29 protein-coding genes are annotated in these 25,597 nt (G+C 66.3%); 12 read left to right on the top strand and 17 right to left on the bottom strand.

Annotated features, from left to right (window positions below):
* Positions 1–6: 6 nt before the first annotated feature.
* Entirely contained in the window at positions 7–1,332 is a 1,326-nt protein-coding gene (locus tag EOHIBHHM_RS00615) for a S8 family peptidase (RefSeq protein ID WP_497253620.1), read from the bottom strand.
* A 153-nt stretch (positions 1,333–1,485) separates the two neighbouring features.
* Between EOHIBHHM_RS00615 and EOHIBHHM_RS00610 the strand changes: the two genes are divergently transcribed.
* Positions 1,486–2,589 carry a M24 family metallopeptidase gene (locus tag EOHIBHHM_RS00610; RefSeq protein WP_497253618.1) on the top strand — a complete coding sequence of 368 codons (1,104 nt, stop codon included), beginning with the start codon at positions 1,486–1,488 and terminating at the stop codon, positions 2,587–2,589.
* Here EOHIBHHM_RS00610 and EOHIBHHM_RS00605 read toward each other — a convergent pair whose 3' ends face one another.
* Positions 2,590–3,072 (bottom strand): hypothetical protein, encoded by a 483-nt coding sequence (locus EOHIBHHM_RS00605; RefSeq protein WP_497253616.1) that lies wholly within the window; start codon positions 3,070–3,072, stop codon positions 2,590–2,592.
* Between the two features lie 33 nt (positions 3,073–3,105).
* Between EOHIBHHM_RS00605 and EOHIBHHM_RS00600 the strand changes: the two genes are divergently transcribed.
* Positions 3,106–4,140 (top strand): NAD(P)-dependent alcohol dehydrogenase, encoded by a 1,035-nt coding sequence (locus EOHIBHHM_RS00600; RefSeq protein ID WP_497253614.1) that lies wholly within the window; start codon positions 3,106–3,108, stop codon positions 4,138–4,140.
* A 194-nt stretch (positions 4,141–4,334) separates the two neighbouring features.
* On the opposite strand, the gene EOHIBHHM_RS00595 is transcribed toward EOHIBHHM_RS00600, so the two are convergent.
* The 4 genes from EOHIBHHM_RS00595 to EOHIBHHM_RS00580 form a co-directional block, all read right to left on the bottom strand.
* Complete coding sequence (locus tag EOHIBHHM_RS00595; RefSeq protein ID WP_497253612.1) at positions 4,335–5,081, bottom strand: class I SAM-dependent DNA methyltransferase; 747 nt, start codon at positions 5,079–5,081, stop codon at positions 4,335–4,337.
* A 266-nt stretch (positions 5,082–5,347) separates the two neighbouring features.
* Entirely contained in the window at positions 5,348–6,421 is a 1,074-nt protein-coding gene (locus EOHIBHHM_RS00590) for a phosphotransacetylase family protein (protein ID WP_497253610.1), read from the bottom strand.
* Positions 6,422–6,444: 23 nt separating this feature from the next.
* Complete coding sequence (locus tag EOHIBHHM_RS00585) at positions 6,445–8,538, bottom strand: acetate--CoA ligase family protein (protein ID WP_497253608.1); 2,094 nt, start codon at positions 8,536–8,538, stop codon at positions 6,445–6,447.
* 261 nt (positions 8,539–8,799) lie between these two features.
* Complete coding sequence (locus EOHIBHHM_RS00580) at positions 8,800–10,005, bottom strand: putative manganese transporter (RefSeq protein ID WP_497253606.1); 1,206 nt, start codon at positions 10,003–10,005, stop codon at positions 8,800–8,802.
* 235 nt (positions 10,006–10,240) lie between these two features.
* Between EOHIBHHM_RS00580 and EOHIBHHM_RS00575 the strand changes: the two genes are divergently transcribed.
* A complete protein-coding gene (locus tag EOHIBHHM_RS00575) occupies positions 10,241–10,669 on the top strand; it encodes a hypothetical protein (protein WP_497253604.1) in 429 nt (142 codons plus the stop codon).
* Here the strand turns inward: EOHIBHHM_RS00575 and EOHIBHHM_RS00570 are convergent.
* Positions 10,629–10,820, bottom strand: a complete 192-nt coding sequence (locus EOHIBHHM_RS00570; protein WP_089825784.1) for a DUF1328 domain-containing protein — start codon at positions 10,818–10,820, stop codon at positions 10,629–10,631. The two genes, EOHIBHHM_RS00575 and EOHIBHHM_RS00570, sit on opposite strands and share 41 nt — an antisense overlap.
* Before the next feature lie 212 nt (positions 10,821–11,032).
* On the opposite strand from EOHIBHHM_RS00570, the gene EOHIBHHM_RS00565 reads away from it, so the two are divergent.
* A complete protein-coding gene (locus EOHIBHHM_RS00565; RefSeq protein ID WP_497253602.1) occupies positions 11,033–11,833 on the top strand; it encodes a ZIP family metal transporter in 801 nt (266 codons plus the stop codon).
* 51 nt (positions 11,834–11,884) lie between these two features.
* Here EOHIBHHM_RS00565 and EOHIBHHM_RS00560 read toward each other — a convergent pair whose 3' ends face one another.
* Complete coding sequence (locus EOHIBHHM_RS00560; RefSeq protein WP_497253600.1) at positions 11,885–12,169, bottom strand: DUF7545 family protein; 285 nt, start codon at positions 12,167–12,169, stop codon at positions 11,885–11,887.
* Between the two features lie 165 nt (positions 12,170–12,334).
* The gene (locus EOHIBHHM_RS00555) at positions 12,335–13,420 is read right to left on the bottom strand and encodes an NAD(P)/FAD-dependent oxidoreductase (RefSeq protein ID WP_497253598.1); all 1,086 of its coding nucleotides are present in this window, start codon (positions 13,418–13,420) and stop codon (positions 12,335–12,337) included.
* A gap of 131 nt (positions 13,421–13,551) precedes the next feature.
* Here EOHIBHHM_RS00555 and EOHIBHHM_RS00550 point away from each other — a divergent pair, with 131 nt between their 5' ends.
* The 3 genes from EOHIBHHM_RS00550 to EOHIBHHM_RS00540 all read left to right on the top strand — a co-directional run bounded on the left by EOHIBHHM_RS00550 (position 13,552) and on the right by EOHIBHHM_RS00540 (position 14,549).
* Positions 13,552–13,836: a DUF357 domain-containing protein gene (locus tag EOHIBHHM_RS00550; protein WP_497253596.1), complete on the top strand. Its 285-nt coding sequence runs from the start codon at positions 13,552–13,554 to the stop codon at positions 13,834–13,836.
* A gap of 76 nt (positions 13,837–13,912) precedes the next feature.
* Positions 13,913–14,188, top strand: coding sequence for an ArsR/SmtB family transcription factor (locus EOHIBHHM_RS00545; protein ID WP_497253594.1), 276 nt, complete (start codon positions 13,913–13,915; stop codon positions 14,186–14,188).
* 55 nt (positions 14,189–14,243) lie between these two features.
* Entirely contained in the window at positions 14,244–14,549 is a 306-nt protein-coding gene (locus EOHIBHHM_RS00540) for a DUF8036 family membrane protein (RefSeq protein WP_497253592.1), read from the top strand.
* A 9-nt stretch (positions 14,550–14,558) separates the two neighbouring features.
* Here the strand turns inward: EOHIBHHM_RS00540 and EOHIBHHM_RS00535 are convergent, their stop codons facing one another.
* On the bottom strand, positions 14,559–15,056 hold the full coding sequence (locus tag EOHIBHHM_RS00535) for a DoxX family protein (protein ID WP_497253590.1): 498 nt from the start codon (positions 15,054–15,056) through the stop codon (positions 14,559–14,561).
* A 183-nt stretch (positions 15,057–15,239) separates the two neighbouring features.
* Between EOHIBHHM_RS00535 and EOHIBHHM_RS00530 the strand changes: the two genes are divergently transcribed.
* Entirely contained in the window at positions 15,240–16,700 is a 1,461-nt protein-coding gene (locus EOHIBHHM_RS00530; protein ID WP_497253588.1) for a DUF4397 domain-containing protein, read from the top strand.
* 238 nt (positions 16,701–16,938) lie between these two features.
* On the opposite strand, the gene EOHIBHHM_RS00525 is transcribed toward EOHIBHHM_RS00530, so the two are convergent.
* From EOHIBHHM_RS00525 to EOHIBHHM_RS00515, 3 genes are all read right to left on the bottom strand, one after another.
* Positions 16,939–17,364 (bottom strand): EamA family transporter, encoded by a 426-nt coding sequence (locus EOHIBHHM_RS00525; protein WP_497253586.1) that lies wholly within the window; start codon positions 17,362–17,364, stop codon positions 16,939–16,941.
* Positions 17,365–17,582: 218 nt separating this feature from the next.
* Complete coding sequence (gene cysS, locus EOHIBHHM_RS00520; protein WP_497253584.1) at positions 17,583–19,070, bottom strand: cysteine--tRNA ligase; 1,488 nt, start codon at positions 19,068–19,070, stop codon at positions 17,583–17,585.
* Positions 19,071–19,133: 63 nt separating this feature from the next.
* A complete protein-coding gene (locus EOHIBHHM_RS00515; protein ID WP_497253582.1) occupies positions 19,134–19,640 on the bottom strand; it encodes a DUF7523 family protein in 507 nt (168 codons plus the stop codon).
* Positions 19,641–19,784: 144 nt separating this feature from the next.
* On the opposite strand from EOHIBHHM_RS00515, the gene EOHIBHHM_RS00510 reads away from it, so the two are divergent.
* The 3 genes from EOHIBHHM_RS00510 to EOHIBHHM_RS00500 all read left to right on the top strand — a co-directional run bounded on the left by EOHIBHHM_RS00510 (position 19,785) and on the right by EOHIBHHM_RS00500 (position 22,237).
* On the top strand, positions 19,785–20,033 hold the full coding sequence (locus EOHIBHHM_RS00510) for a hypothetical protein (protein WP_497253580.1): 249 nt from the start codon (positions 19,785–19,787) through the stop codon (positions 20,031–20,033).
* 91 nt (positions 20,034–20,124) lie between these two features.
* Positions 20,125–21,003: a CbiX/SirB N-terminal domain-containing protein gene (locus EOHIBHHM_RS00505; protein ID WP_497253578.1), complete on the top strand. Its 879-nt coding sequence runs from the start codon at positions 20,125–20,127 to the stop codon at positions 21,001–21,003.
* A gap of 1 nt (position 21,004) precedes the next feature.
* On the top strand, positions 21,005–22,237 hold the full coding sequence (locus tag EOHIBHHM_RS00500) for a DR2241 family protein (protein ID WP_497253576.1): 1,233 nt from the start codon (positions 21,005–21,007) through the stop codon (positions 22,235–22,237).
* Between the two features lie 24 nt (positions 22,238–22,261).
* On the opposite strand, the gene EOHIBHHM_RS00495 is transcribed toward EOHIBHHM_RS00500, so the two are convergent.
* The 4 genes from EOHIBHHM_RS00495 to EOHIBHHM_RS00480 form a co-directional block, all read right to left on the bottom strand.
* The gene (locus EOHIBHHM_RS00495; protein ID WP_497253574.1) at positions 22,262–22,849 is read right to left on the bottom strand and encodes a DUF7524 family protein; all 588 of its coding nucleotides are present in this window, start codon (positions 22,847–22,849) and stop codon (positions 22,262–22,264) included.
* Positions 22,850–22,890: 41 nt separating this feature from the next.
* Positions 22,891–23,073 (bottom strand): methytransferase partner Trm112, encoded by a 183-nt coding sequence (locus EOHIBHHM_RS00490; RefSeq protein WP_089825816.1) that lies wholly within the window; start codon positions 23,071–23,073, stop codon positions 22,891–22,893.
* Positions 23,074–23,180: 107 nt separating this feature from the next.
* Entirely contained in the window at positions 23,181–23,576 is a 396-nt protein-coding gene (locus tag EOHIBHHM_RS00485; RefSeq protein ID WP_497253572.1) for a hypothetical protein, read from the bottom strand.
* A 115-nt stretch (positions 23,577–23,691) separates the two neighbouring features.
* On the bottom strand, positions 23,692–25,017 hold the full coding sequence (locus EOHIBHHM_RS00480; RefSeq protein WP_497253570.1) for an adenylosuccinate synthase: 1,326 nt from the start codon (positions 25,015–25,017) through the stop codon (positions 23,692–23,694).
* A gap of 260 nt (positions 25,018–25,277) precedes the next feature.
* On the opposite strand from EOHIBHHM_RS00480, the gene EOHIBHHM_RS00475 reads away from it, so the two are divergent.
* Complete coding sequence (locus tag EOHIBHHM_RS00475; RefSeq protein ID WP_089825822.1) at positions 25,278–25,583, top strand: hypothetical protein; 306 nt, start codon at positions 25,278–25,280, stop codon at positions 25,581–25,583.
* The last annotated feature ends 14 nt before the right edge of the window (positions 25,584–25,597 follow it).

The following is a 25,597-nucleotide window of genomic DNA, read 5'->3' as shown; positions in this document are numbered from 1 at the left end:
CGCGCTCTACTCTCGAACTGCCGCCAGTGGGTCGAGGAACCCGGCACCGTAGTAGGTCTTGTCGTAGCCGTCGGGGACCGTCGCGGTCCGTTTCAGACGCGCCTCCACCTGGTTCGCGTCGAGGTCGGGGGCGACGGACCGCACGAGCGCCGCGGCAGCGGTCACCTGCGGGGCGGCCATGCTCGTCCCTGCCTTCCAGCCGTAGCCGTGGGTCGTGTCGACGACTGCGCCGTCGTCGTCGAACTCGACGGTCGAGACCGTGTTCAAGACGAGGTCGTAGTACCAGGTGACTGACTCGGGAGCCGTCAGGTCGGCGTCGCCGCCGGGCGCACCGAGGTCGACGGCGTTCGTCCCGTAGTTAGTGTAGAACGCGGGGCTCTCCGGCGGTTCGCGGAGACCGTCTTCGCCCCACTCGAAGCCGATCGGACCGGTCGCGCTGACGCTCAGCGCCTGTGCACCCTCGTTCGGGAGGCTGATCAGGTTCGCGTCGTGCTGGAGGTCGGCGGCGTCGTTGCCGGCGGCGATCACGAGCAGCGTTCCGTTTCGGTTGGCGTACGTCATCGTCCGATTGAGCGACTTCCCGTAGAACTCCCGTAGTTCCTGACGTGGGATCGGGTAGGCACCGAGACTGAGATTCGCAGCGTCACAACCGACGTCGGTGGCGTAGACGATGGCAGCGAGGATGTCGGCGAAGGAGGCACCTCCCTCTCGGGAGAACACGCGGCAGTCGACGACGTCGGTGGCAGGGGCCGACCCGACGACTCCCACCTCGTTTCGGTCGTTCGCGGCGACGATGCCGGCGACGTGCGTCCCGTGGTCGCCGCCGAACGCACCACCCGCTCCGTAGCCGTCGCCGGTGAAGTCCCGCGAGAGCTCGCGGTCGACGGCGTGTTCGAGGTCAGGGTGGTCTGCGGCGACGCCGGAGTCGATGACCGCGACGCGCGTCCCTTCGCCGCGTGTCGTCTCGTGGACGTCGGCGATCCGCTGGGACTGTTTGTCCCACTGGAGGTCGTAGTTCGGCTCGTCGACGGCGCTGGCGCTCTGTGCACCGTCGACGACGGGGTCGGAGAGCGACAGTTCGACGTCGGCCGCGAACGCGTCGGTGACGGCACGCAGGTCGGACGCTCGCCCCTCGACGACCGCGAGGTCGACAGCCGAGAGGTCGCGTACGACGGCGAGTCCTGCCTGCTGGAGGTCGCTCGTATCGACCCCTTCCGTGTCGACGACGAACCGGTCGGTTCGAGCGGCCGCAGTGACGGTGGTTCCGACGGCAGCCCCTCCGAGGAGTGAACCGCTGACTTTCAGAAACGTTCGGCGGGTGTGTCGTGACATGACGTGGTCTCAAAGCACCACCGTGACAAATATATTATGGCTAGTATTACTAGTTGAAATTAGTTTTCTCGGCATTTTCTCAGACAGAACTCACATCCGAAAAAGAAGTCGAGAGCGCTAGCCCTTTTGTCCGTCCGAGAGTAGCGACGGGAGATGACACCGTTCGAACGCCGTACCCGCGACTGTCAGTCCCGACTCCGGAACGGTGCTGGCGACGCTCTCGTCTTGTTCCCCAGTCAGAACCTGTTTTACCTCTCGGGGTTCAGCGAGTCGCCCGGCGAACGTCACCTGCTGCTGTTCGTCCCCGCCGACGGCGATCCCGTCTTTCTCGTCCCCGACCTCTACGCCGAGCAGATCCGTGAGACGTCGTGGGTCGCCGACGTGCGCACGTGGAGCGACGACGAGGACCCTCGCGAGTCGCTCCGGACGGTCGTGACCGATCTCGGTCTCGAGGGGGGGCGGCTCCTCGTCGACGACACCATGTGGGCACGGTTCACGCAGGACCTCCGCGAGGTGCTGCCGGGCGCGTCGTTCGGACTCGCGAGCGAGGTGGTCGCGCCGTTCAGACTGCGGAAGGACGAGGCCGAGCTGGACGCGCTCCGCCGTGCGGGCCGCGTCGCCGACCGCGTCGTCGACGACGTTCGCGCACTGGGCGACGAGGTACTCGGAACGACCGAGGCGGAACTCGCCGCGGAGATCGAACGGCGGTTGGTCGACGCCGGCGGCGACGGCACCGCCTTCGAGGTCATCGTCGGCTCCGGGCCGAACGGCGCGAAGCCGCACCACAGCCACGGCGACCGTCGAATCGAAGCCGGCGACCCGGTCGTCCTCGACTTCGGCACCCGCGTCGACGGCTACCCCTCCGACCAGACGCGGACGGTCGTCTTCGCCGGCGACCCGCCGACCGAGTTCGTCGAGGTCCACGACGTGGTTCGCGAGGCCCAGCAGGCGGCCGTCGACGCCGTCGAACCGGGTGTCACAGCGGGCGCAGTCGACGCCGCTGCGCGCGACGTCGTCGAGGCGGCGGGCTACGGCGAGCGGTTCATCCACCGGACCGGACACGGCGTGGGTCTCGACGTCCACGAGGAGCCGTACATCGTCGCCGGCAGTGACGTCGAACTCGAAGCGGGGATGGTGTTCAGCGTCGAACCGGGCGTCTACCTCCCCGGTGAGTTCGGTGTGCGCATCGAGGATCTCGTCGTCGTCACCGACGACGGCTGTGAGCGGCTGAACGACACCGACCGCGGGTGGCAGTAGTCACTCTTCGGCCCACGGGTCGCGTTCGAATCGCTTACCGACGGCGTTGACGACGGCGAGGAAGACGAAGCCGACGAGCGACGCCGTCCCCGCGTCGTCGGGGAGACGGGAGGACTCCTCCTCGACTCGCCACGGCTCTTCCTTCGCGGCCTCTTTCGCGGCCTTCCGGTGCTGGAGGAGTTTGTAGACTGCCGCAGCGAACCCGCCGAGCGAGGCGACGGCGAGACCGATCCACGCGGTGGGACGACCTGGACCGTCGTCCGTCTCGTCGGTCTCGTCTCCCCCGTCGACCTCACCGACGTTCCGCTCGGTGGCGACGTCGGTCGGCGCGTCGACGACGACCGTCGCCACCGCGTCGCTCTCGTACTCCTCGTCGTCGTCGCTCCCGGGGCGGAACCGGAGCAGCGTGCGCTTGACAGCAGCCATGTTCCTCCCTTCGGTCCCGACGCTCTTGGAGTTACGGGCAGCGGTGACGCGGCGCATACGTTTATCATCCGTCCGACCCCCGGTGTTGCTATGCGCGTCGCTGTCCTCTCGCCCGACCTCGAACTGACGCTCGAAGAACGCGACCGACCGACGCCGGCGGCCGACGAGGTGGTGGTTCGGATGCGCTCTATCGGCATCTGTGGCTCCGACGTCCACTACTACGAACACGGCCGGATCGGCGACTACGTCGTCGACAGCCCGCTGGTCCTGGGCCACGAGAGCGCCGGCGAGGTCGTCGCTGTCGGAGAGGACGTTGACGACGCTCGCGTCGGCGAGCGGGTCACGCTCGAACCGGGTGTCCCCTGTCGGCGGTGTGAGCACTGTTCGCGCGGCGAGTACAACCTCTGTCCCGACGTGACGTTCATGGCGACGCCGCCGGACGACGGCGCGTTCGCCGAGTACGTCGCCTGGCCCGCCGACTTCGCGTACACGTTGCCCGACGGCGTCTCGCTGGACGAGGGAGCGCTCGTCGAACCGCTGTCGGTCGGCATCCACGTCGCCCGCCGAGCAGACGTCGGTGTCGGCGACTCGGTGCTCGTCACTGGCTGTGGCCCCATCGGGCTGCTCGCGATGGAGGCGGTCCGCGCCGCCGGCGCGACGGACGTCATCCTCTCTGACGTGGTGTCGGAGAAGCTCGCACTCGCCAAGGAACGCGGGGCGGACCTGACGGTCGACGTGAGCGAGACAGACCTCGTGGCCGCCGTCGACGAGGCGACGGACGGACGCGGCGTCGACGTCGTGATCGAGGCCTCCGGTGCACCGCCGGCCGTGCAGAGCGCGTTCGACGCCGTTCGCCGTGGTGGGTCGGTCGTCCTCGTCGGACTGGCACCGGACGGGGAGACGCCGCTCGACACCAACGAAATCATCGACAACGAACTCGACGTCTTCGGTTCGTTCCGCTACCGGAACACCTATCCAGCGGCGATCGATCTACTGGCCGACGGCGCGGTCGACGTGGCGGGGATCGTCGACTTCGAGGCTGGCCTCGACGACGTCGACGCGGCGTTCCGGCGAGCGCAGGAACCGGAGACGGTGAAGGGGATGGTTCGACTCGACGGCGAGTAGAGAGGGCGAGCAGGTGGCACGATCGGTCGGTCTGTCGACGAAGCGATGTGCCACGCACCCGCAGTACGCTTCGCCGTACGTCGTCAGCTCATACGACTGGTGGTCCCGTTCTCGGACATGAACGTTCGGTTCCGGCGCCTCGGTTCCCCGGCTGGACGGTGATCCCTATCCGTCGTCGAGCGTCGATCCGTCGTCTACTTCGGTTCGCGCCGAAGGACGGTGACGTATCGTTCGCCGTCGCAGTGGACGTCGGAGACGCTCCACGGGGTGTCGGCGGCGACCTCCCGGAACCGCTCGACCGAGAGCATGAGCAGCGTGACCCACGGATCGAAATCGCCGTCGTAGGCCAGCCGAAACCGTCGGGTGACGACACCTCGGGCGACCCGGTGGTCGGACATGTACGACTCCTGTTCCGATGGTGCCTCCGTCGGGTCGGCGACGTCGCCGACGAGCATCCCACCCGGACGGACGACCTCGGCGAGGTCACAGAGCAGTCGGCGGAACCGGTTTCGCGTGCCGGCGGCACACCACTGCTGCCCGACGACGAGCGCCGCGTCGAACGGACCGTCCGTCGCGGGTGAGAACAGGTCCATCACGACCGCGCGTTCGACGCCACGTTCGCGGGCGACGGCGACGGCACCGGGGCTCACGTCGACGCCGAGCACGTCGTGACCGACGGACTGGAGGCGGAGCGTCGTCCGGCCGACGCCACAGCCGAGATCGAGCGTTCGGGGGACCGACGCCGCGTGAGTCGTCTCGGCGTCGACTGTTTCTACCGCGTCGACGGCGGTCTGGTCGAGCTCCGTCCACTCGTCGTACTCGTCGAAGTAGTGTCCGAGATGGGCCTCGGTCGTCTCGCCGTCGTCGCGGTGGTACGTCGGTGGCGCGGCGAGTCCGCCGCGAGCGTAGTCGCGACACATGCGACCGAAAGCGTCTGTCACCGGCACAGCCCCGTCGTCCTCGCAGTCATCGTTCCGGTCGTCGGGGCCGACACCGTTGAAACTTCCTCTCGCCGTCGATGCGTTCGTCCCAACCTTCATCCCGGAGGACGGGGGCACCGACGGTGTGATCTGACGCTCACCGCGTGACGGGTTGCGGCTGTACGGCACACCGTCTCGCGTGTTTCCGTGCCGTCTGTTCGCCTCGAGACCACCGACGCTGTCGCTCGCGACGCCGAAAGAATCGAGAAGTCGAGTGCGGGTCGGAGTTACTCGTCGTCGACAGCGGGGGGGACGAGCGCGTCGACGTCCGCGTGCTCGAAGAGCAGGTCGCGGAGCAAGCCGACGGTCTCCTCGTCACGGGTCCGACCGCTGCGGATGAGGTCCTCGGCGCGGTCGACGACCGACATCGTGTCGGCGTTGACCAGGAGGACGGGGACGCCCTTCTCTTCGGCCTTGCCGAGCACTGCGGCCGGGGGTCGGTGTCCACCGGTGAGGATGAGTGCCTTCACGCCGGGCGCTTCGAGCGCCGCGGTGTGGATCTCCGAGCGGTCGCCGCCCGTGATGACCGCGGCGTCCTTCGTCCGACGGAAGTAGCGCAACGCGGCGTCGCCGCTCATCGCGCCGACGAGGAACCGCTCGACGAAGGCGTCGGTCGGGACGTTCGTGGCGACGTCTGCGCCGAGTTCCTGTGCGAGCCCTTCGACGGTGACGCCGGCGAGTTCGCGCTTCCGCGGGAGCACGCCCAGCACGTCGATGCCGCGCTGTTCGAGGAACGGGACGACCTCCGTCTCGAGTTCGTCGTAGACGGAGTCGGTGACGCGATTGAACAGGACGCCGGCGAGGTCGTCGCCGATGTCGTCTGCGGCGGCGAGCACCTCGTCGACGTCCCCCGGCTGCGTGTAGTCGGCGACGAGCAGCACCTGTGCGTCGAGCAGGTCGGCCATCTCGGGGTCGGTGAGGTCGATGATGCCGCCGGTGGTGTAGCGGCCGGCACCCTCGACGAGCATGAGGTCCTTGTCGGCCGAGAGCTGGTCGTAGTTCTCGCGGACGATCTCGGCGAGTTCGTCGCCGTCTTCCTGTCCGCGGATGGCACCTTGGACGAACGTCGGCGAGTAGACGATCGGCTCCATCTGGTGCATCTCGGCGTCGAGACCGAGCAGTTCGCGTGCGAGCATCGGATCCTGGTCGAGCGTCTTGCCGACGTTCGACTGCAGGCGCGTCCCCTTCGGCTTCATGTAGCCGACGTCGAGGCCACGTTCCTGTGCGAGGAGGCCGAGCGCGAGGGTGACGGCCGTCTTTCCGGTGCTGTCCTGAGTCGAGGTGACGAGTAGCGTGTTCATGGCTGAATCGTGGGCGGGAAGGGTCATAGCTCGTCGGGGTCGACGGTCAGTCGAACGTCGACCGCCTGCGCACCGTCCGGCAGAGCGACGAGCGGGTTGATGTCCAGTTCGAGGATGGCCGGGAAGTCCGTGACCAGCTGTGAGAGCCGTTGGATGGTCTCCGTGACCTCGTCGACGTCGACGGGGTCACGACCACGGGCGCCGCGGAGCAGCGGCGCGGAGTCGATCTCCTCGGTCATCGCGTGGGCCTCGTTCTCGGCGACGGGGGCGACGCGGAACGTCGTGTCCTCCATCACTTCGACGAAGATGCCGCCGAGACCGAACATGAGAAGCGGCCCGAACTGCGGGTCGCGATTCATGCCGACGATGGTCTCGACGCCGGCGTCGAGGTCCACCATCTCTTGGACCTGCACACCGATGATGTTGGCGTCGGGCTGGTAGTTCCGTGCGCGAGTGATGAGGTCCTCGTAGGCGTCGTAGACGTCCTCGTTCTCGACACCGACCTTCACGCCGCCGATGTCGGACTTGTGGAGGATGTCGGGACTGACGATCTTCATCACGACGCCGCCGTCGATCGCTTCGGCGACGTCGAGCGCGTCGCCCGGCGAGTCGACGATCTCTCCCTGCGGCGTCTCGATGCCGTACGCGTCGAGCAGGTCCATCGCCTCGACACCCAGTCGGGTGTCGTCTCGACCCTCGACGGATTCGAGGATCTCACGGGCGCGCTCGCGGTCGACGTCGAACTCGGTCGGTTCGTCGTATGCGCGCCGACTGATCTCCTCGAAGTCGGCCAGCGAGTCGAGTGCGAACACCGCACGCGAGGGGTCGAAGTAGTTCGGGATCCCCGAGTCCTGCAGGATCTCCGCGGCGGGTTTGACCCGTTCGCCACCCATGAAACAGGCGGCGACCGGCTTGTCGTGTTCCTCGCGGAGTTCGACCGTGTCCTTGGCCAGTTGCTCGTAGTCGAGCACGGCCGTCGGACACGTCAAGACGAGCGCCATTCCGACGTTCTCGTCGGCGAGCGCGACGTCGAGCGCCTCACGGAACCGATCGTTGTCGGCGTCGCCGACGATGTCGACCGGGTTGTAGATGTTCCCCTCCTCGGGCAGTTTCTCGGCGAACGCCTCGAGCGTCTCGTCGGAGAAACTCGCCATCGAGAGACTCGAGTCGCCGACGGCGTCCGTCGACATCACGCCGGGACCGCCGGCGTTGGTGATGATGGCGATCTCCTTGTTGTCGGGCAGCGGCTGGTTGGCGAGCATCTGTGCGGAGTCGAACAGCTCCTGCACCGACTCCGCGCGGATGACGCCCGCCTGTTCGAGGCCGGCTTCGTAGGCTTGGTCGCTACCGGCGATGGTGCCGGTGTGGCTCGAAGCGGCCTGTGCCCCGGCGTCCGTTCGTCCGGACTTGACGAGGACGATCGGCGTGTCCTGTGTGACCTCGCGAGCGGTGTCGATGAACTCGCGACCCTCCTCGATGCCTTCGAGGTAGCCGATGACGACGTCCGTCTCCTCGTCTGTCCCCCACGCGTCGATGAAGTCCGACTCGTCGAGGACGGCCTTGTTCCCCAGCGAGACGACGTCTTTGAACCCGATTCCTTCGTCGTTCGCCCAGTCGAGGACGGCCGTGATGAAGGCTCCCGACTGGCTCATAAAGGACATGCTGCCGGGGGTGGCGTTCTCGGGGCCGAAGGTGGCGTTCATCCCCTTCGGGGTACTCATGATTCCTAAACTGTTGGGTCCGACGAGGTTGAGGCCGTACTCCTCGGCGACCTCGGTGAGTTCTTGCTCTCGTGCCGCGCCCTCACTGCCGGTTTCGCCGAATCCGGCGGTGATGACGACGACGTTCTGGATACCCGCCTCACCGGCCTGTCGGACCGCGTCCACGGCGATGTGGGGCGGAACGACGACGACCGCGAGGTCGGCGTCGGTCTCACCGACGTCGGCGACGGCGGGGAGGCCGAACACCTCGTCGTACTTGGGGTTGACCGGCACGACCTCACCGTCGAAGTCCTCCATGAGGTTCTCGACGATGGCTCGGCCGACCGACCCTTCACGCTCTGTCGCGCCGACGACGGCAACCCGTCCCGGTGCGAACAACTCGGATAGGTCTCCCATCAGTCTCGTCTTCCCGCCGTACGCGCATAAATTCCTGTGTGTGAACCGTCTCACGGACGCTGTCATCATGCCACAGACGAGAGAACGATCAGGATGTTTGTCCATCGAGAAGTCGACAGACCACCAAAACACACGAGCCCGGCGTCCTCCCAGGAGGTCGGAGTCGGTGTATCCCACTGACCGGACACGAGCAACGTCGCTTGACGCTTCGGAACCTGTACCGACGACGTTCGTCGGCGGGTCAGAAGAGTGTCGGCCTCGTCAGCCGAGGACGCCGAACCCGAACAGCGGGCCGAAGGCGAGATGCAGCGCGACGCCGACGACGAGCGCCGGGATCGTCGTGTAGATACTCGCGATGACGGCGGCCTTCTTGTCGATGGCGATCAGCGGGAACAGCGCGTCGCCGTCCTGACTGATGGCGTTGGCCGTCAGCGCGGAGAACGGGATCGCACCCTGCGAGTAGGCAGTCGCGAGCACGATCTGCGGCCCACAGCCGGGGATCAACCCGACGAGTGCGCCCATGACGGGGGCGAGTAGCCCGGCCGCGGCGGCGACCGCCTGTATCTCGATGCCGGTGAAGACGATGCCGTACTCGTAGACGAGGTACGCACCGATGACCCACACCGTGACGAACGACGTCTCCATCGCCGCGTGGGTCAGCGTCTCCCGGACGTTGGCGAACGTGTCCTTGGCCCGACCGACGTGTCCGTGGCCGACGTAGTGGCGGCCGACGAAGTAGAGGTAGAACGACAGCGCCGTCCCGGTGATGCCGAAGACGGTGAACGCACCCGCGAAGGTCGGCTCAACCACCATCGGCACTTCGGGCGCACCGCGCAGGAGATAGAGCACACCGGCGACGAGCGCGACGGCGGCCGCGACCCACCACGCACCGAGCGCGATCTTGCTCACCGGCGTCAGGATCGGCGAGTCGCGGGTCCGGTCGTGGTCGTGGACCTCACACCCCTGTGCCTCCTCGTAGTGGTGGACCTGACTCCCGATCGGCGGCGACGCGAACCCGCCGTCGGTGACTGTCCGGCCGATACGACTGACTGCGCGGTCGATACGGCCGACGCCGAGCCCGACCGTGTCGACGGCGTAGCCGAAGACGACAGCCGAGACGAACGCGATGGAGTAGGCGTACAGCGCTGCCTCCGGCGCGAGCGCGAGGATGACGAACGCCGAGTCGCCGGCGGTCGCGATGAGCGTCGCGACGACCGTCCCGAACGAGACGCTCCCACGGACGTAGAGCGGCATCATCACGATGGCTCCCCCACAACCGGGTGTGAGTCCCATCAACGCGCCGACGAGCGGCCCCGCCTTCCGATTCTGTTCGAGTCGACGGACGAGTCTCCCGTCGGTCTTGTACTGGACGTAACTGAATACGAGAACGGTGACGGCGACGAACGCACTGACCTGGACGAAGCCGTCACGCACGGACGCAACGAAGATATCTGCGAGCTCTGACATTTGAGATCCTCTGAATTAGACGTATCTAAACTTTAATTTGCCTCGCTACAACTTATAGGTTCGTACTCGGTTATTCGACGGTACTGGAACCAAACTCGTTGCCAGAGACGTTACTCGCCGGACCCGGTGGTCGCGGTCGGTTCGAGTCTGCTCTCGTACCCGGTGTCGCGCCGTCGTTGCTCGACTCGGTGGCGTTGTCGGGGTCGTCGTCGCCGACTTCCTCGGTGACACCACCATGCGGACCCGTGCTGCGACGCAGACTCGATACACCGGAGCGTTCGCGACCGGCACTCGAACGCTCCTCTACTTCGTCGCCGTCGTCGGTCTGAGCACGATGGAGATCGACGTCTCACTGCTCGAAACGTTCGGACAGGCGTTGGCGTGGGGCTCCGCGGCCGCTATCGCCACCGGCGTCGGGGTCGCACTCGGCTGGGGCGGAAAGGACTCCGTCGCCAACCACATCGAAAAGCGGGTCGAAGGAGCGCGGTGCGCCACCAGCTCCTCGGGCGGGTCCGACGTCTCCGGCGGTGCCGCACAGGCAGACGGCGGCGTCGCTCGGACTGGCCTCGTCAGCAGATCACACTGTAAAAAACGGCCCACCAGTCAGATCTTTGATGCTCGCCTCACAGCAGGAGTGAGATCACCGCCAGCACGAGGAAGATGAGTACGAAGATCTTCGCGATACTCATCGAGATGCCGGCGACGCCGCGGAAGCCGACGAGCGCGGCCACCAGTGCCAACACGAAGAACACCAGTGCGTAGTAGAGAAACCCACCGCCCGACTGGAGTGGGATCGTGGTCAGCGCGCTGTACATGTCTCCTCCGTGTCGCCTGCCCGTCGGTCTATTCGAACCATACGGCTCACCGTACGACAGCAGCCCGTATAGTTGCCAGTCACCTAAGAACAGTCTGTTCGCTGCAACTGTTCGACGAAACGGTCTCGGCTTCCGAACGACGGAAACTTAGGCCGACCGAAAGCCATCACAAGTCTGACAACACTTTTACCCGACGCCGTCCAACGATTCGTATGGCACTCGAGCTCGGCAACCTGCTTTTCGTCTTCGTCGCCGGACTCGTGACCGCGTTGGCGACAGGGCTCGGTGCGGTCCCGTTCTTCTTCTTCGACGACATCGGCGACCGCTGGAACGTCGCCCTCTGGGGACTGGCTTCCGGGATCATGGTGTCGGCGTCGATCTTCGGACTCGCCTCCGAGGGGTTGGCTACGGGCCAACACGTCGAACTCGTGGGGGGCGTGCTCGCGGGAGTCGGTCTCGTCATCGTCGCCCACGAGGTCATCGAGGGAGCGGAGGTCGACCCGAGACAGTACGAGGAGGCGGACTTCCGCAAACTCCTCTTGATACTCGGCATCCTGACCGTCCACAGCTTCCCGGAGGGTGTCGCCGTCGGCGTCGCCTTCGCCGACCTCGGACTGGAAGGCGGGGTGGAGTTGTTCGGACTCGCAGTCCCCGTGTTGGCGGTGTTCATGACGGTCGCCATCTCCATCCACAACGTCCCGGAGGGCGTCGCCATCTCTATTCCGCTGCGTGCGATGGGCGTCTCGAACCCCAAACTCGTGTGGTGGGCGGTCTTCTCCAGTCTCCCGCAACCGATCGGCGCGGTCGTCGCCTTCTACTTCGTCCGTCTCGCCCGCGAGTTCCTCGCGTTCGGATTCGGCTTCGCCGCCGGCGCGATGGTGTATCTCGTCCTCTCGGAGTTCATCCCGGAGGCGCTCGAACAGGGCCAGAACGTCCCCGGCGGCGGCAGAACCGAACTGGGGTTCGGACTCGTCGTCGGCGCGGCGGTGATGCTGCCGCTGGCGTTCATCTGACGCTCGCCCCTGCGTCGACCGGTTCAGAAACAGTACGCGATAGTCGTCGAGTTAGTGGTCGTGGCCCGTCGCCTCGGCGAACGAGACGCCGAAGCGCTCCTCGAACAGTTCCTCCGCCTTCTCGTTGATCTCCAGCAGGTCGTCCGGCACCTCGCCTTCGGCGTGGTGGACGATGGTGTGGGCGCGCTGGACGAACGAGAGGAGCGTGATCTCTGCGACGACGGTGGCGGGCTCCTCGCCCTGTTCGGAGAGCACGTCGACGAGGCCCTCGGGGAGTTCGACGCTGTCTGTGTCGCCGTTCGGTCCTTCGATGGTGTAGGTCTCGGTGTCGACCATGCCCCCGACTCGGAGACGGACGCTAAAGGGTCTGTGGGAATCGGACGAGGAACGCGACAGTTCGTCTCGTAGACGAACCGGGATAACGGTCAGTTTATACAGAATAGGCGAGAAAGCCCACGACTTCAGTCGTGGGAGGAGGTCACCCGAAAGAGCCTCCGGCTCTCAGTCGTCGGACTCGGCCGTCGCCGGTTCGCCGACGTCGGACTCGGCGCGCTCGAGGTCTTCCAGATAGTCGTCGGCGTCGATAGCGGCCTTACAGCCCATTCCGCCGGCCGTGATGGCCTGCTGGTAGTGGTAGTCGACGACGTCACCGGCCCCGAAGATGCCGTCGACGTCCGTGGCGGTTTGCCCGCCGTCGAAGCCGCCTTTCGTCTTGAGATACCCCTCCGCGTCCATCTCGACGCCAGTGCCCTCCAGATACTCCGTGTTCGGCGTGTGGCCGATGGCGTAGAACACCGCACCGACGTCGAACTCTAACTCCTCGGTGTCGGGGTCGTCCAGTTTCTCCGTCGGGTGGCCTTCGGGGTTGCGGACGAGCGTGACGTGGTCGACGCCGTCCTCGGGCGTCCCGTGGAGTTCCGTCACCTCGGTGTTGAGCATGAGTTCGATCTCGCCGGCGTCGACCTTCTCTTGGACGCGGTCGATCCAGTAGTCCTCGGCGCGGAACTCCTCGCGGCGGTGGACGAGATACACTTTCGAGGCGAACTTGGTGAGGAAGTTCGCCTCCTCCATCGCGGCGTCGCCGCCGCCGACGACCATGATCTTCTGGTCGCGGAAGAACGCGCCGTCACAGGTCGCACAGGTCGACAGCCCGTAGCCCATCAGGTCGTCCTCGCCGGGGATGCCGAGCGTGCGGGCGCTCGCGCCGGAGGCGGCGATGACGGCGTCGGCCGTGTAGACGTCGCCGTTGGTGAGCTCGACGCGGAACGGCCGCGAGGAGTCGTCGACCGACTCGAGCACGCCGTTCTTGACCTCCGCGCCGAAGCGCTTGGCCTGCTCTTTCATGTTGTTGACCAACTCCGGCCCGGAGATGCCCTCCGGGAACCCCGGATAGTTGTCGACTTCTGTGGTCAGAGTGAGCTGGCCGCCCGGTTCCGACCCCTCGAAGACGAGCGGTTCGTTGTTCGAGCGGGCGGCGTAGATGGCCGCGGTCAGCCCGGAGATGCCCGTGCCGGCGACGATGAGTTTCCGATGCTCGACGACCCCGCCGTCGGTGGCTGGTGTGTCGCGAGAAGCGTCTTCAGACATGAACAGTTGTTCGTGAGCGGGCGTCATTTAATTTGCGCTGTCCGGTGAACGTGCCGCCATCGCGGACGGTTCTCGCGCCCGGCGATTCGGGAGTCGAAGCGCTTACGACGGTCGGAGAGTTCCGCCGAGACATGGCTGCGGACCTCGAAGAGAAGACCGACCGCTACGAGCGGATGTTCGCCGACGCCCTCGACGAGGCCGAGATCGCCGTGCCACCGGAGACGCCGCTCGGGGAGGCGGCCGCCGAGTGCCGCGAGATGGCCGAGTCGTACCTCCGCGACGGGCGTCACTTCCGCGACGACGACGACCTCGTGAACGCGCTCGCCTCCTTCTCCTACGGCTACGGCTGGCTCGACGCGGGTGTCCGAATGGGGCTGTTCACGATTCCCGACGACAGCCACCTCTTTACGATGTGACGAGCGACGAACCCCCAGCTCGTTGCCGATACGTCCCGACGCGCTTACATTGACCCGGTGTCTGTAGAGAGATAGGATGGAAGGGGTGCTCTGGTACGTCCTGACCGGGACGCGCGGTGGAAAGAACCGCGTCCGGCTGTTGCAGGCGCTCGACGAGCGTCCACGTAACGCCAACCAGCTGGCGGAGGACCTCGACCTCGACTACAAGACGGTTCGTCATCATCTCGACGTGCTGATGGAGAACGACGTCGTCGAGAACAGCGGCAACGGCTACGGCACGGTGTATCTCCCCAGCGACCGTGTGAGAAACAACTGGGACACAGTCGAGACGATCATCACGAAGGTGGACTGAATATGGAGAGATTCGGGAAAGAGTATATGCTTGCGTCAGAGCAAAGGAGTACGAGATGAGCCTCTGGTTCGACCTCGCACGGGCCGCCCACGCGCTGAACGTCCTACTTCTCGTGGGACTCGGCTACGTGTGGGTCCGAAACTACGTCGAGTTCCGGTCGAAACACACGCTCGGGCTCCTGTTGTTCTCCGTCTTCCTCCTCGCCGAGAACGCCTTCGCGCTCTACATCTACACGATCGACGGCACGCTCGCCCAGTGGTTCGCGAGCGACGTCCCCGACATCGCCTGGCAAGGGCTGATGATGCTGCCGATGTTGGAGGCGGTGGCGCTCGTCTTCCTGCTCTGGATCACCTGGGACTGACTCTCACAATCACGCCGCCGGCGGCCGTTCCTCTCGTTCTCCGATCTCGCCCATCTCGCTGAGTGCCTCCGGGAGCAGTTCGCGACCGAACAGCGCGTACTCCAGCGACAGTCTCCCCGGCCCCGACAGTGCGACGCTCACCGCCGCGAGCGTGAGCAGCAGGGTGAGCTCGTAGCCGCCGTCGGCGACGCCGAACCCGTTCGGGAGGTGGACGAGCAGCGTCGCCACCGCCATGTCGACGGCGACGAGCACGGCCATGTATCGCGTCAGCAGACCGAGGATGATGAGCAACCCGCCACCCGCCTCCACGAGCGTGACCAGCCACGCGAACAGCGTCGGTGCGGGGATCCCGAGCGACCCGAAGAAGCCGGCGACGCCGGCGACTCCGCCGCCGTTCGCCAGCGGACCGACGTCGAGTTTCCCGATGCCGTGGACGAACATCACGAGGCCGAGACCGAGTCTGAGTGGAAGCGGTCCCCATCTCGTCGAATTAAATTTGAATGACATGTTTCGGAAGATAGATACCACTCGTGAGATATTAGCTCTTTTTGCGGCGACTACGGACGCTCTCGTCGGCAGTGTGTCCAGAATCACTGGACAGTCCGGGGAATTTGGGTGAGATCCGGGAGAAAATTTCAATAAATTCGGCCGTAATAGTTTTTCTTGGAGAGTCCTCCGACTCTCACGGAGATGTCTGAGACAAACCGCAGAACGTTCCTCAAGACGGTCGGAGTGGCAGGCGCAGCGACGATGGTCGGTGGCGCCGGCGTCGTCGGTGCCGACGAACACGGGTCGGACGACGGCGCCGGTGCGGCGGTTCGCGTCGTCCACGCCTCGCCGGACGCACCGAACGTCGACGTCTACGTCGACGACTCGAAGGTCCTCTCGGACGTCCCGTTCCGGGCGGTCAGCGACTACCTCTCGCTGGAGGCGGGCACCTACAGGGTGAAGATCACCGCTGCAGGCGATCCCGAGACTGTCGCCTTCGAGGGCGACGTGACGGTCGAAGACGCCGACTACACCGTCGCCGCGGTCGGCGAACTGAGCGAAGACACGTTCGCACCGCTCGTACTCGAGGACGCACCGAGCGCTCCCGCCGAGGGGAAGGCGCAGGTGCGTCTCGTCCACGCCTCGCCGGACGCACCAGCGGTCGACGTGACGGTGAAGGGCGCGGAGCTGACGCTGTTCGACGACGTCGAGTTCGGCGAGCACTCCGACTACGTCGAAGTACCGACGGGTGACTACACCCTCGAAGTCCGCGGGGCGACCGAGAAAGACGACGGCGACGTCGTCGCCACGTTCGACGTGACGGTCGAGGCGGGGATGTCCTACACGGCGTTCGCGACGGGCTATCTCACCCCCGACGACGAACCGGAACACCGGGCGTTCGACCTCCTCGTCGCCGCCGACGGGTCGGGGATGGACGAGAAGCAAGGCGAAGACGAGCAGTCGAAGAAGGAGAAGAAAGAGAAGAAAGCCGCCGTCCGCGCGGTCCACGCCATCCCGGACGCGCCGAACGTCGACGTCTACGTCGACGACTCGAAGGTCCTCTCTGACGTCCCGTTCCGGGCGGTCAGCGACTATCTGGCGCTCCCGGTCGGCGAATACACGGTAAAGGTCACGGCCACAGGAGAGCCCCACACGGTCGTCTTCGAGGAGACGCTCACCGTCGAGAAGGCGGCCTACACGGTCGCCGCCGTCGGCGAACTGAGCGAGAAGACGCAGATGCCGCTCGTCCTCGCCGACGACGCGACGAAACCGGCCGACGACACCTCGAAGGTGCGTCTCGTCCACGCTTCGCCGGACGCCCCCGCAGTCGACGTGACAGTGAAGGGCGCGGAGCTGACGCTGTTCGACGACGTCGAGTTCGGCGAGCACTCCGACTACGTCGAAGTACCGGCGGGCGACTACACGCTCGAAGTCCGCGGGGCGACCGAGAAGGACGACGGCGACGTCGTCGCCACGTTCGACGTGACGGTCGAGGGCGGGATGGCCTACACGGCGTTCGCGACGGGCTACCTCACTCCCGACGACGAGCCGTCGAGCTGTCCGTTCGACCTCGTCGTCGCCTCGGACGCGACGACGAAAGGCGAGCGAGATGCGAAAGACGACTCCTCGAACGGCAAAGACGGCGAGGACGGCGACTACTGAGCGTCGTCGACCGTCGGTCGACCGAACTCCCCCTCCCCGTTCTCCGTTTTTCGACTGCAGAGCCGCGAGGCTCGAGAGTCGTGCTTGCCGCCGGAGATGCAGGCTCCCGGAATCGGAGGGTCGACGAACGGCTCCACACTGTCGAGCAGTCTCCTTCGGACGGTGGCAGAAGTCGTGTGCCGAACAGCGAGTGCGTCTCGGTCGTCGGTTCGGCGCTCGATGTGAGCGAATCACGCCGCTACTGTGAAACCAAGACGACTCCGACGACTGCGAACGCGATCCCGGCAAGTCTCGTTATCGTGACCTTCTCTCCGAGGACGACCATACCGATGACGGCCGCGACGACGAAGTACATCGCACCGAGCGTCGAGATGGTTGTCGTCGACCCTCTGGAGAGGCCGACGTACATCGAGATGAGGCCGATTCCGGTGAACAATCCGGCCGTGCCAGCGAGCAATCCCCCTCTCGCATTGATGGCGAGCGATGCGTCCGAAACGAGGATGAACCCGAGCGCGAGGGGTCCCGCAACGAGATAAGAGATCGCGGCGGCCGTCCTCGGGTCGATGGACTCCGACGCAGCGTTGCCCAAGACCACCCAGATACCCCACGTTACCATCGTAATCGAACCGAAGAAGACGGCCGAATCTATCTCGGGGAAACCCATTGGTGTAGCATCTACATCGGCCCTCGGAAAACACCTTTCCCTTCACTATCTGTGGTCGTTAAACAGCCTCCGGTCGAGAAGAGTGCGCCTCGTGCACGGATCTGCAGCACCACTCACCAACGATCACGGTAGCTGATCGCGACGCTCCCGTTCAGACGTGGACCTCGGCAGGTGAGAGAGCTGTGACGTCGAAGAAGACGAAGGTTCCTTTGTCGCTCTCAGAGTCGGTAGCTGGGCCCGTCGTCGCTGTCTTCGACCTCGACGCCGAGTTCGGTCAGCGCGTCGCGGAGCGCGTCGGCCCGCTCGTAGTTGCCCGCCTCGCGTTCTTCTTCGCGCACGTCGAGCACGAGTTCGACGAGGTCGCCCGCGAGCGACACGTCGCCGTCGGCCGACGCCTCGCCGAAGGTCAGGCCGAAGACGTCGCCGCCGAGTTCCTCGAACGTCTCGATCGTCCGGCGGAGCCCCTGGTAGTCGTACTCCGCGGCGTCTTCGAGGTGGCGGTTGCTCGCGGAGGCGAGTTCGAGCAGCGCCGAGATCGCCTCCCGGACGTTGAAGTCGTCGTTCATCGCCGCGGCGAACTCCTCGCGGGTCTCGTCGACGGCGGCGCGGAGGCCCTCGTCTTCGACCTTCGTCCGGGCGTCGACGCTGTCGCAGGCCTCGACGGCGGCCTCGTAGGCGCGTTCGAGTCGCGACCAGCGCTCCTCGGCCTCCTGCATCGCGGCCTCCGAGAAGGTCTGTTTCGATCCGTACTCGGTGGAGAGATAGAACGTCCGGACGACGTTCACGCCGAACTCCTCGAGCGCCCCCGAGACGGTGAAGAAGTTACCGAGCGAGGAGGACATCTTCTCGCCTTTCGTCTCCAGCAGGCCGGTGTGGAGCCAGTAGCGGGCGAACTGCTCGCCCGTCGCGGCCTCGCTCTGGGCGATCTCGTTCTCGTGGTGCGGGAAGACGAGGTCGTGGCCGCCGACGTGGATGTCGATGGTCTCGTCGAGATGGGTCATCGACATCGCCGAGCACTCGATGTGCCAGCCGGGTCGCCCTTCGCTCCACGGCGAATCCCACGTCTCGCCGTACTCCTCCTCTTCGTCGACGGGGCGGTCGTCCTTTCGGTGTTCGGCGACGTCGTCGGGGGAGACCGCGCCGGCCTTCCAGAGCGCGAAGTCCGCGGCGTGGCGCTTCTCGGAACGCTCGCTGGCCTCGCCCTGTGCCTCCATCTCGTCGACCTGCTGGTTCGAGAGTTTGCCGTACTCGGCGAACTCGGTCACGTCGAAGTAGACCGACCCGTTGGACTCGTAGGCGTACCCCTTCTCGACGAGCGTCTCGACGAGGTCGACGATCTCGGGGATATGTTCGGAGACACGGGGGTACACCTCCGCACGCTTGAGATTGAGGCCGCGCATGTCGCGGATGACCGAGGCCATGAACCGTTCGGCGACGGCGGCCTCGTCTTCGCCGAGGTCGTCCTCGCCGGCGCGGGCCGCGATCTTCTCGTTGACGTCGGTGAAGTTCTCGACGTGGTGGACCGTGTACCCCTCGTGTTCGAGCCAGCGGTGCATCACGTCGGCGTGGGTCCAGACGCGAGCGTGGCCGAGATGGGCGTCGTCCGAGACCGTCAGCCCGCACACGTAGAGCAGGACGTCGTCTTCGTCACCGGGCCTGAACTCCTCGCGCGCTCTCGTGAGCGTGTTGGTCACGGACAGTGTCATCGAAGGAGGGTTCCGCCGCGGGTCGCTTGAACCTGTTGAACGCGTGCGGCCGCGGTGCGGCGGTCACGCCGGGACCGACGACAGCGCAGACTCGACCACTCGCACCGCGGTCGCCCCGTCGCGGCGGCCGACGACGACCAGCAGCGTCCCGCCTGCGACGGCGGCGACGTCGACGGCGACGTCGTCGACGGCGAGGCGCTCGAGCACGGCGGCCAACCCGGCGGCGTCGACCTCGCCCGTCGCCAGCACGGCCGTCTGTGACCCGCCGTCGGCGACGGACGTCCCACCGAGCGAGAGGAGCGGTTCGGTGTCGTCTGCGTCGCCGTCGCCGCTCTCCGCAGTGTCGACCTCGACCCCGCTCTGCATCGTCACGCGGACGCGACGCTCTTCGGTCGCGTAGTCGTCGAGGTCGTCGGAGAACCGCCGCAGCGCCGTCGCGACGGCCTCCCGCTCCCCGTCGAGTGCGAGGAAGTCGGCGGCAGCGGTGTGGTTGACGACTCCGGCCCGCAGGGCGTCGTGGAGGAACGGCCGTTCGCGGACGGCCTCGCGCGTGTCGGCGGCGAGTGACATGGGCGAGCGATTCGCCGGCGGGGGTAAAAGTGTCTCGGCGAGTCGCGAAGAGCGACAGCCACTGAACTGAGTTTCAGTAACTCAGCGGACAGAAATGTAGTTCAGATTATCATTATGGTGCCGGGGGTACACTGTCTAGCTGTGATGAAGCGGAACGAGACGACCCCGAACCCGGTGTACAGACCCGGACAGATACTCGTGGCGACGGGGGTCATGTTCGCTGCCATCCTGACGCTCCTCGTCGCGGTCGCGAACCCGGTCGCCGTGGCCGGGGCGGTCGTGGCGGCGGGCGTCGCGACGGTCGCGACCACGCTGACGCTCGACTACCGCCGGAAGGTGGGACGGACGCGCGAACTGTGCGTCCCCCGGACGGGCGTCTGCGTCGAGGCCTGACCCCCACAGACAGCCGCCGCTGACCGCCGTCTCTCGGCCCTCCCATTCCGTTTGCGAAGTCACTAAGGCGGTTCCGTCCCTGGTTTCGCACATGAGCCAAGCGCTGGTCATCGTCGCCCACGGGTCGCACCTCAACCCGGACTCCGCCGCGCCGACGCACGCGCACGCAGACACCATCCGCGAGACGACTGCGTTCGACGAGGTGAAAGTCGGCTTCTGGAAGGAGGAGCCACACCTCCGGGAGGTGCTCCGCACCGTCGAGTCCGACGAGGTGTACGTCGTCCCGCTGTTCGTCAGCGAGGGCTACTTCACCGAGCAGGTCATCCCGCGCGAACTGCGGCTGGAGGGGTGGGACGTCTCGGAGTGGGACTCCGACGGTCTCTCGGCGGACGACGTCACGCTCACCGCCGCCGACACCGGCCAGCAGGTCACCTACTGCGGCCCGGTCGGTACCCACGAGTCGATGACCGACGTCATCGTCCGCCGTGCCGAGACGGTCACCGGCGACCCGGACGTCGGTCCGGGGTTCGGCCTCGCGGTGGTCGGCCACGGCACCGAACGCAACGAGAACTCCGCGAAGGCGATCGAGTACCACGCCGAACGCATCGAGGAGTCGGGGCGGTTCGACGAGGTGCAGGCGCTCTACATGGACGAGGAACCGGAGGTCGACGACGTCACTGACCACTTCGAGTCGCCGGATATCGTCGTCGTCCCGCTGTTCATCGCCGACGGCTTCCACACGCAGGAGGACATCCCCGAGGATATGGGCCTCACGGACGACTACCGGAAGGGGTACGACGTCCCCGCCGAGGTCGAGGGACACCGCATCTGGTACGCGGGCGCCGTCGGCACCGAGGGGCTGCTGGCGGACGTCATCCTCGAACGCGCCGCCGAGGCCGGCGCGGACGTCGGCGAGGCCGTCGAACTCGTCCGCGAACGGACGCGGAACGTCTCGACGATGGAGGCCTGAGATGGGGAGTGCACGAACCCAGTTCGAGGCGCTCCGCGAGGCCGCGGCGGCCGGTCCGGGCGTCCAGTTCGACGGGCTCTACGTCCACGCGGGCGACGAGGACTACGACCGCGACGGCGGCTACACGTTCGGCACGCCCGAGGGCGAATGCTCGAGCCTCTCGGAGTCGGCGTTCCACGCCGCCGCCGAAGAACACGCGGAGTACGTCTCGAACTGGTACTTCTGGACCCACGTCGTCGGCGGGTCGAAACTGAAAGGCGGCGTCGACGTCGGCGAGGACGACCACCACCGCCGCAGCTTCCTCCGGTGGCTCGAACTGGCCGACCAGACGCAACACGACGTCCCCGGCCGCTACGAGGCGTTGCGCGACGGTCTGACCCACGAGTGGGGCGAACTCCAGATCACCGCGACGCTCGGCGAGGACGGTCACCGCCGCTACGAGATCCGCCACGAGGAGGACGCAAACGTCGACGACGCCGACCTCGACAGCTACACCGACCCGTTGGACGTGCGGGAACTGGTCAGGTACGACGAACGAGGTCGCTACCGCCCGCTGAAGACCGCTCCGACGCTCCAGACCGGGTGGGTGCTGACCGACCTCGACCAACGGGAGGTGTTCGAGGCCGTCGACGACGTGATCTACCCGGCGACGGTCGTCAACTGGAACCTCGAACGGCACGGCGAACTCGACGTCGACCACTGGGAGGAGACGATCGGTCGGCAGTCCGGCATCTACAGCGTCGTCCAGACGTGGAACCGCGGCGACGGCCACGAACACGTCGACTGGGTCGCCGAGAGTTGCTGTGTCGACTCGCAGTGTCTCAAGCGCCGCGAGTGGCAGTACGACGAGGAGACGGAGCTCGACGTCGACGGCGGCGACGGCGTCTTCCCCTGTCGAGAGCCGTGTTCGATCGTCGTCGCCGCCGCCCGCAAGTGGACCCGACTGGAGGGCGAGGAGACGAAGACCTACGAGTTCGAGCTCACCGAGAGCGAGAAAGAGCAGGTCGAGGAGATCATCGACGCCGTCGCCGACGGGCGTGCAGACGAGATCCGGGAGGCGGACGTCTACGACGGCGCGAACCGCTACCGTGCACGGTTCCTCCGCGCCAAGCGGTTCGACGAGGAGGGAAACCTCTCGGGGACGCCGACCCAATCGGAAGACGGAGCGAGCCAGGAAGCCGACGGCGACGACGACCGCGACGCGCACGACGACGAGGAGTACGACGACGACTGACCGGAGACGGGAGAACGGCCTCTCTCAGGTCAACTGTAGCGCGAGCGCCACGAGGACGCCGCCGACGACGACGCCGACGCCGAGGAGTATCACGGCGTTGTCGACGAGGAGGCCGACGGCGAGCGCAAAGAGGAGGAGGAGTCCGCCGATCGCGACGACCGGGAGCCCCCCGCCCGACGACGCCGAGGACATCCCGGCGAACTGCTCGCTCAGCGACGGCTCGCGCTCGGCGGAGTCGCGACGCTGTGGTTTCCCGAGCTCCTCGTCGACGTCGACGCCGTCGTCCTTCTCCTCGAACGGTTCGACGGTGACGTCGACGTAGGTCGTCTCCGCTCCGTAGCCGGTGACGATCTTGAGCTTTCCCGTCACCGATTCGTCGTCGGGGTCGACGTCGACGCGGACGGTCTCGGTCGACCCCGCGTCGACGTAGTGGTTGCCACCCGCCAACTGCGCGACCGTCGACAGCGTGTCGTCGAGATGGAGATGGATGTGGACGGCCTCACCGTGGTTCTCCAGAGCGACGTAGAACGCCTCGTCGGTCGTGTACGTCTTTGGGGCCGCAACGTCGTGCAGGCGGTCGCGGTTGAGGTCGACGGTCAGCGCTGAAGACACGTCTGCTGAGACACGGCGGGAGACGAAAAAGGTTCAGGACCTCAGTCGCGCATATCCGGCGGCAGCAGGTTCGGGATTCCGTCCTCGATGGGGTAGCGCTCGCCGCACTCCGTACAGACGAGCGTCCCCTCGAGCACCTCGGTGTCGTCCTGCTCGTCGATCTCGAGGTCGAGGTCGTGTTTGTCCATCGGGCAGCAGATGATGTCCATCAGCGACTCTTTCATTGTCGGAAGCGAGGGACGGACCGGTCAAAAACGTAGGGGTTCCAGCCGAGCGACGGCGCACCGTCTCGTCGCCCCCGAGCGGGGATGACCGTTCGACGCGCCCGTTCTCAGGCGTCGGGGCGGCGGTAGCCGACGGCGAACCAGGTGCCGGCGGCGACGACCCCGGCAGCGACGACGAACACCCAGAACGCGCCCCACGCCGCCGTCGTGAGACTCTCCGTCCAGACGCCGACGGCGACCCCGACGAGCGTCGCGACCGCGAAGGGCGCGAGGAACACCGGGTCCGTCCACTCCCCACCCGCGTTGTGGTACTCAACGGCGTACCCCCAGAGGTTGCCGACGGTGAACTGGAAGACGAGGAGTGCGAGCAACCCGGAGACGACCGCTTCGAACCAGGCTGCGAACGCGTAGTCGCCGGTGCGGAACAGCGACAGGCCGGTGCCGACGAGGAAGACCGCGACCATCACTGCGTGCCACGGTCGAAGACGGTTCTGGAGGGACATACGTCGAGTCGTCGTCGAGTCGACAAGAACGTTCCGGACGAAGAGCTCGACAGGTCGCGCCGAGCGGTCGACCGCCGTCGCCGATCGCCTTCCGGCGTCGACGACGCCCGACTGCTCAGTTGTCGAAGGGGTTGGTCAGTTCGACCGTCTCCGCGCGGTCCGGGCCGACGCCGACGGCGTACACGGGTGCGCCCACCTCGTCGCTGACGTAGTCGAGGTAGTCGCGTGCGGCCGCCGGGATGGCGTCGTAGCCGTCGGCGGCGACCTCGGTCCAGTCGACCTCGGGCCACGTGTCGAACTCTTTCAGGACGGGTTCGCAGTCGCCCCAGCGTTCGGTCGTCGCGGGCATCGTCTGCAGTTCCTCGCCGTCGAGGTCGTAGGCGTGGCCGACCTTGATCTCGTCGAGGCCGGCGAGGACGTCGAGGTGGTTGACGGCGATGCCGGTGAACCCGTTGACGCGAGCGGCGTGGCGGAGCATCGGCATGTCGAGCCAGCCGATCCGGCGCGGCCGACCCGTGACGGTGCCGAACTCGCCGCCCTTCTCGCGGATGTAGTCGGCGAGGTCCTCGTCGTCGCCCACCAACTCGGTCGGGAGCGGGCCGGTGCCGACGCGCGAGAGGTAGGCCTTGACGATGCCGACGACCTCGCCCTGCCCGACGACGGTCGGGCCGACGCCGCTGCCGGTGGACGCGCCGCCTGCGGTCGGGTTCGAGGAGGTGACGTACGGGTAGATGCCGTGGTCGATGTCGATCGAGGTCCCCTGTGCGCCCTCGAACATGAGGTTCGCACCGTCGTCGAGTCGATCGCCGAGGAAGTCGCCGGCGTTGACGGTCATGTCTTCCTCGTCGAATCGCTCGCCGACCTCCTTGTACTCCTCGTAGAGCGCGTCGACGTCGAACTCCTCGCCGGTCTCGATGCCGAACACCTGCTCGGCGAGCGCCTTCTTCTGCGGGACGACGTACTCGAGTCGTTCGCGGAGCACCTCGGGGTCGAGCAGGTCGCCGGCGCGGATGCCGCGTCGACCGGCCTTGTCCTCGTAGGTCGGACCGATGCCGCGGCCCGTCGTACCCGCGTCGAGACTCGAGTCGCTCTTGACGTCCTCCTCGATGCCGTCGAGGACGCGGTGGTACGGCATGATGATGTGTGCGCGTCGAGCGACGCGGACGTCGGGGTCCAGCCCTCGCTCGCGCAGCTGGTCGAGTTCGTCGAACAGCGTCCGCGGGTTGACGACACAGCCGTTGCCGAGGACGCCCACCTTGTCGCGGACGGCACCGCTCGGTACGAGCGAGAGCTTGTACTCCTCGCCACCTTCGACGACGGTGTGGCCGGCGTTGTCGCCGCCCTGATACCGGACGACGATGTCGGCGTCTCCGCCCCAGAGGTCGACGAGTGCACCTTTGCCCTCGTCACCGAGCTGAGAGCCGACGATAGTTACGGTCATATCCGCCGCTTGCTTCTGTCTCACCTACTAAACCGGTTACGGTCCTCGGCCGTGAGCTATACACGTCTGTGTGGTTTCGTGTTCAGACACCACACAGACTACACAGACCCGTGTATCACTCACCGGTCGTCTCTCGTCCCACCGTTCGCACGAGCAACCCGAAGTGTTAACTCCACTCATGAGAAAGATCCGAATCAGTCGTCGTCGCGTCGTCTCCGACAGCAACTTTTAAAACCCTAAAAGACAAGTTAACAAATGGCATGATAGACCGACTTGAGAAGGAAGTGGATATGCTTGAACGCCACTTGCAGGTCCTGAAGATGGTTATCGAGAGCGAACCGATCGGCATCGTCAAGATGTCGAACGAGACCGGCTACCCGCACCACAAGGTGCGCTACAGCCTGCGCGTGCTCGAGGAGGAGAACCTCATCGAGCCGTCGAGTCAGGGTGCGATCACGACCGAGCGCACCGCCGAGTTCGTCGACGAACTCGACGACAAACTCGACGACATCGTCGACAAGCTCGGCTCGATGCGCATCGAGGACGCCGCAGAGATCGAGAGCTAACCTCGCAAGTAGGA

It is taken from the genome of Halogranum roseipondis (assembly GCF_059695585.1).
The sequence above is the reverse complement of the archived record's forward strand: the minus strand, read 5'-3'. Positions and strand labels throughout refer to the sequence as shown.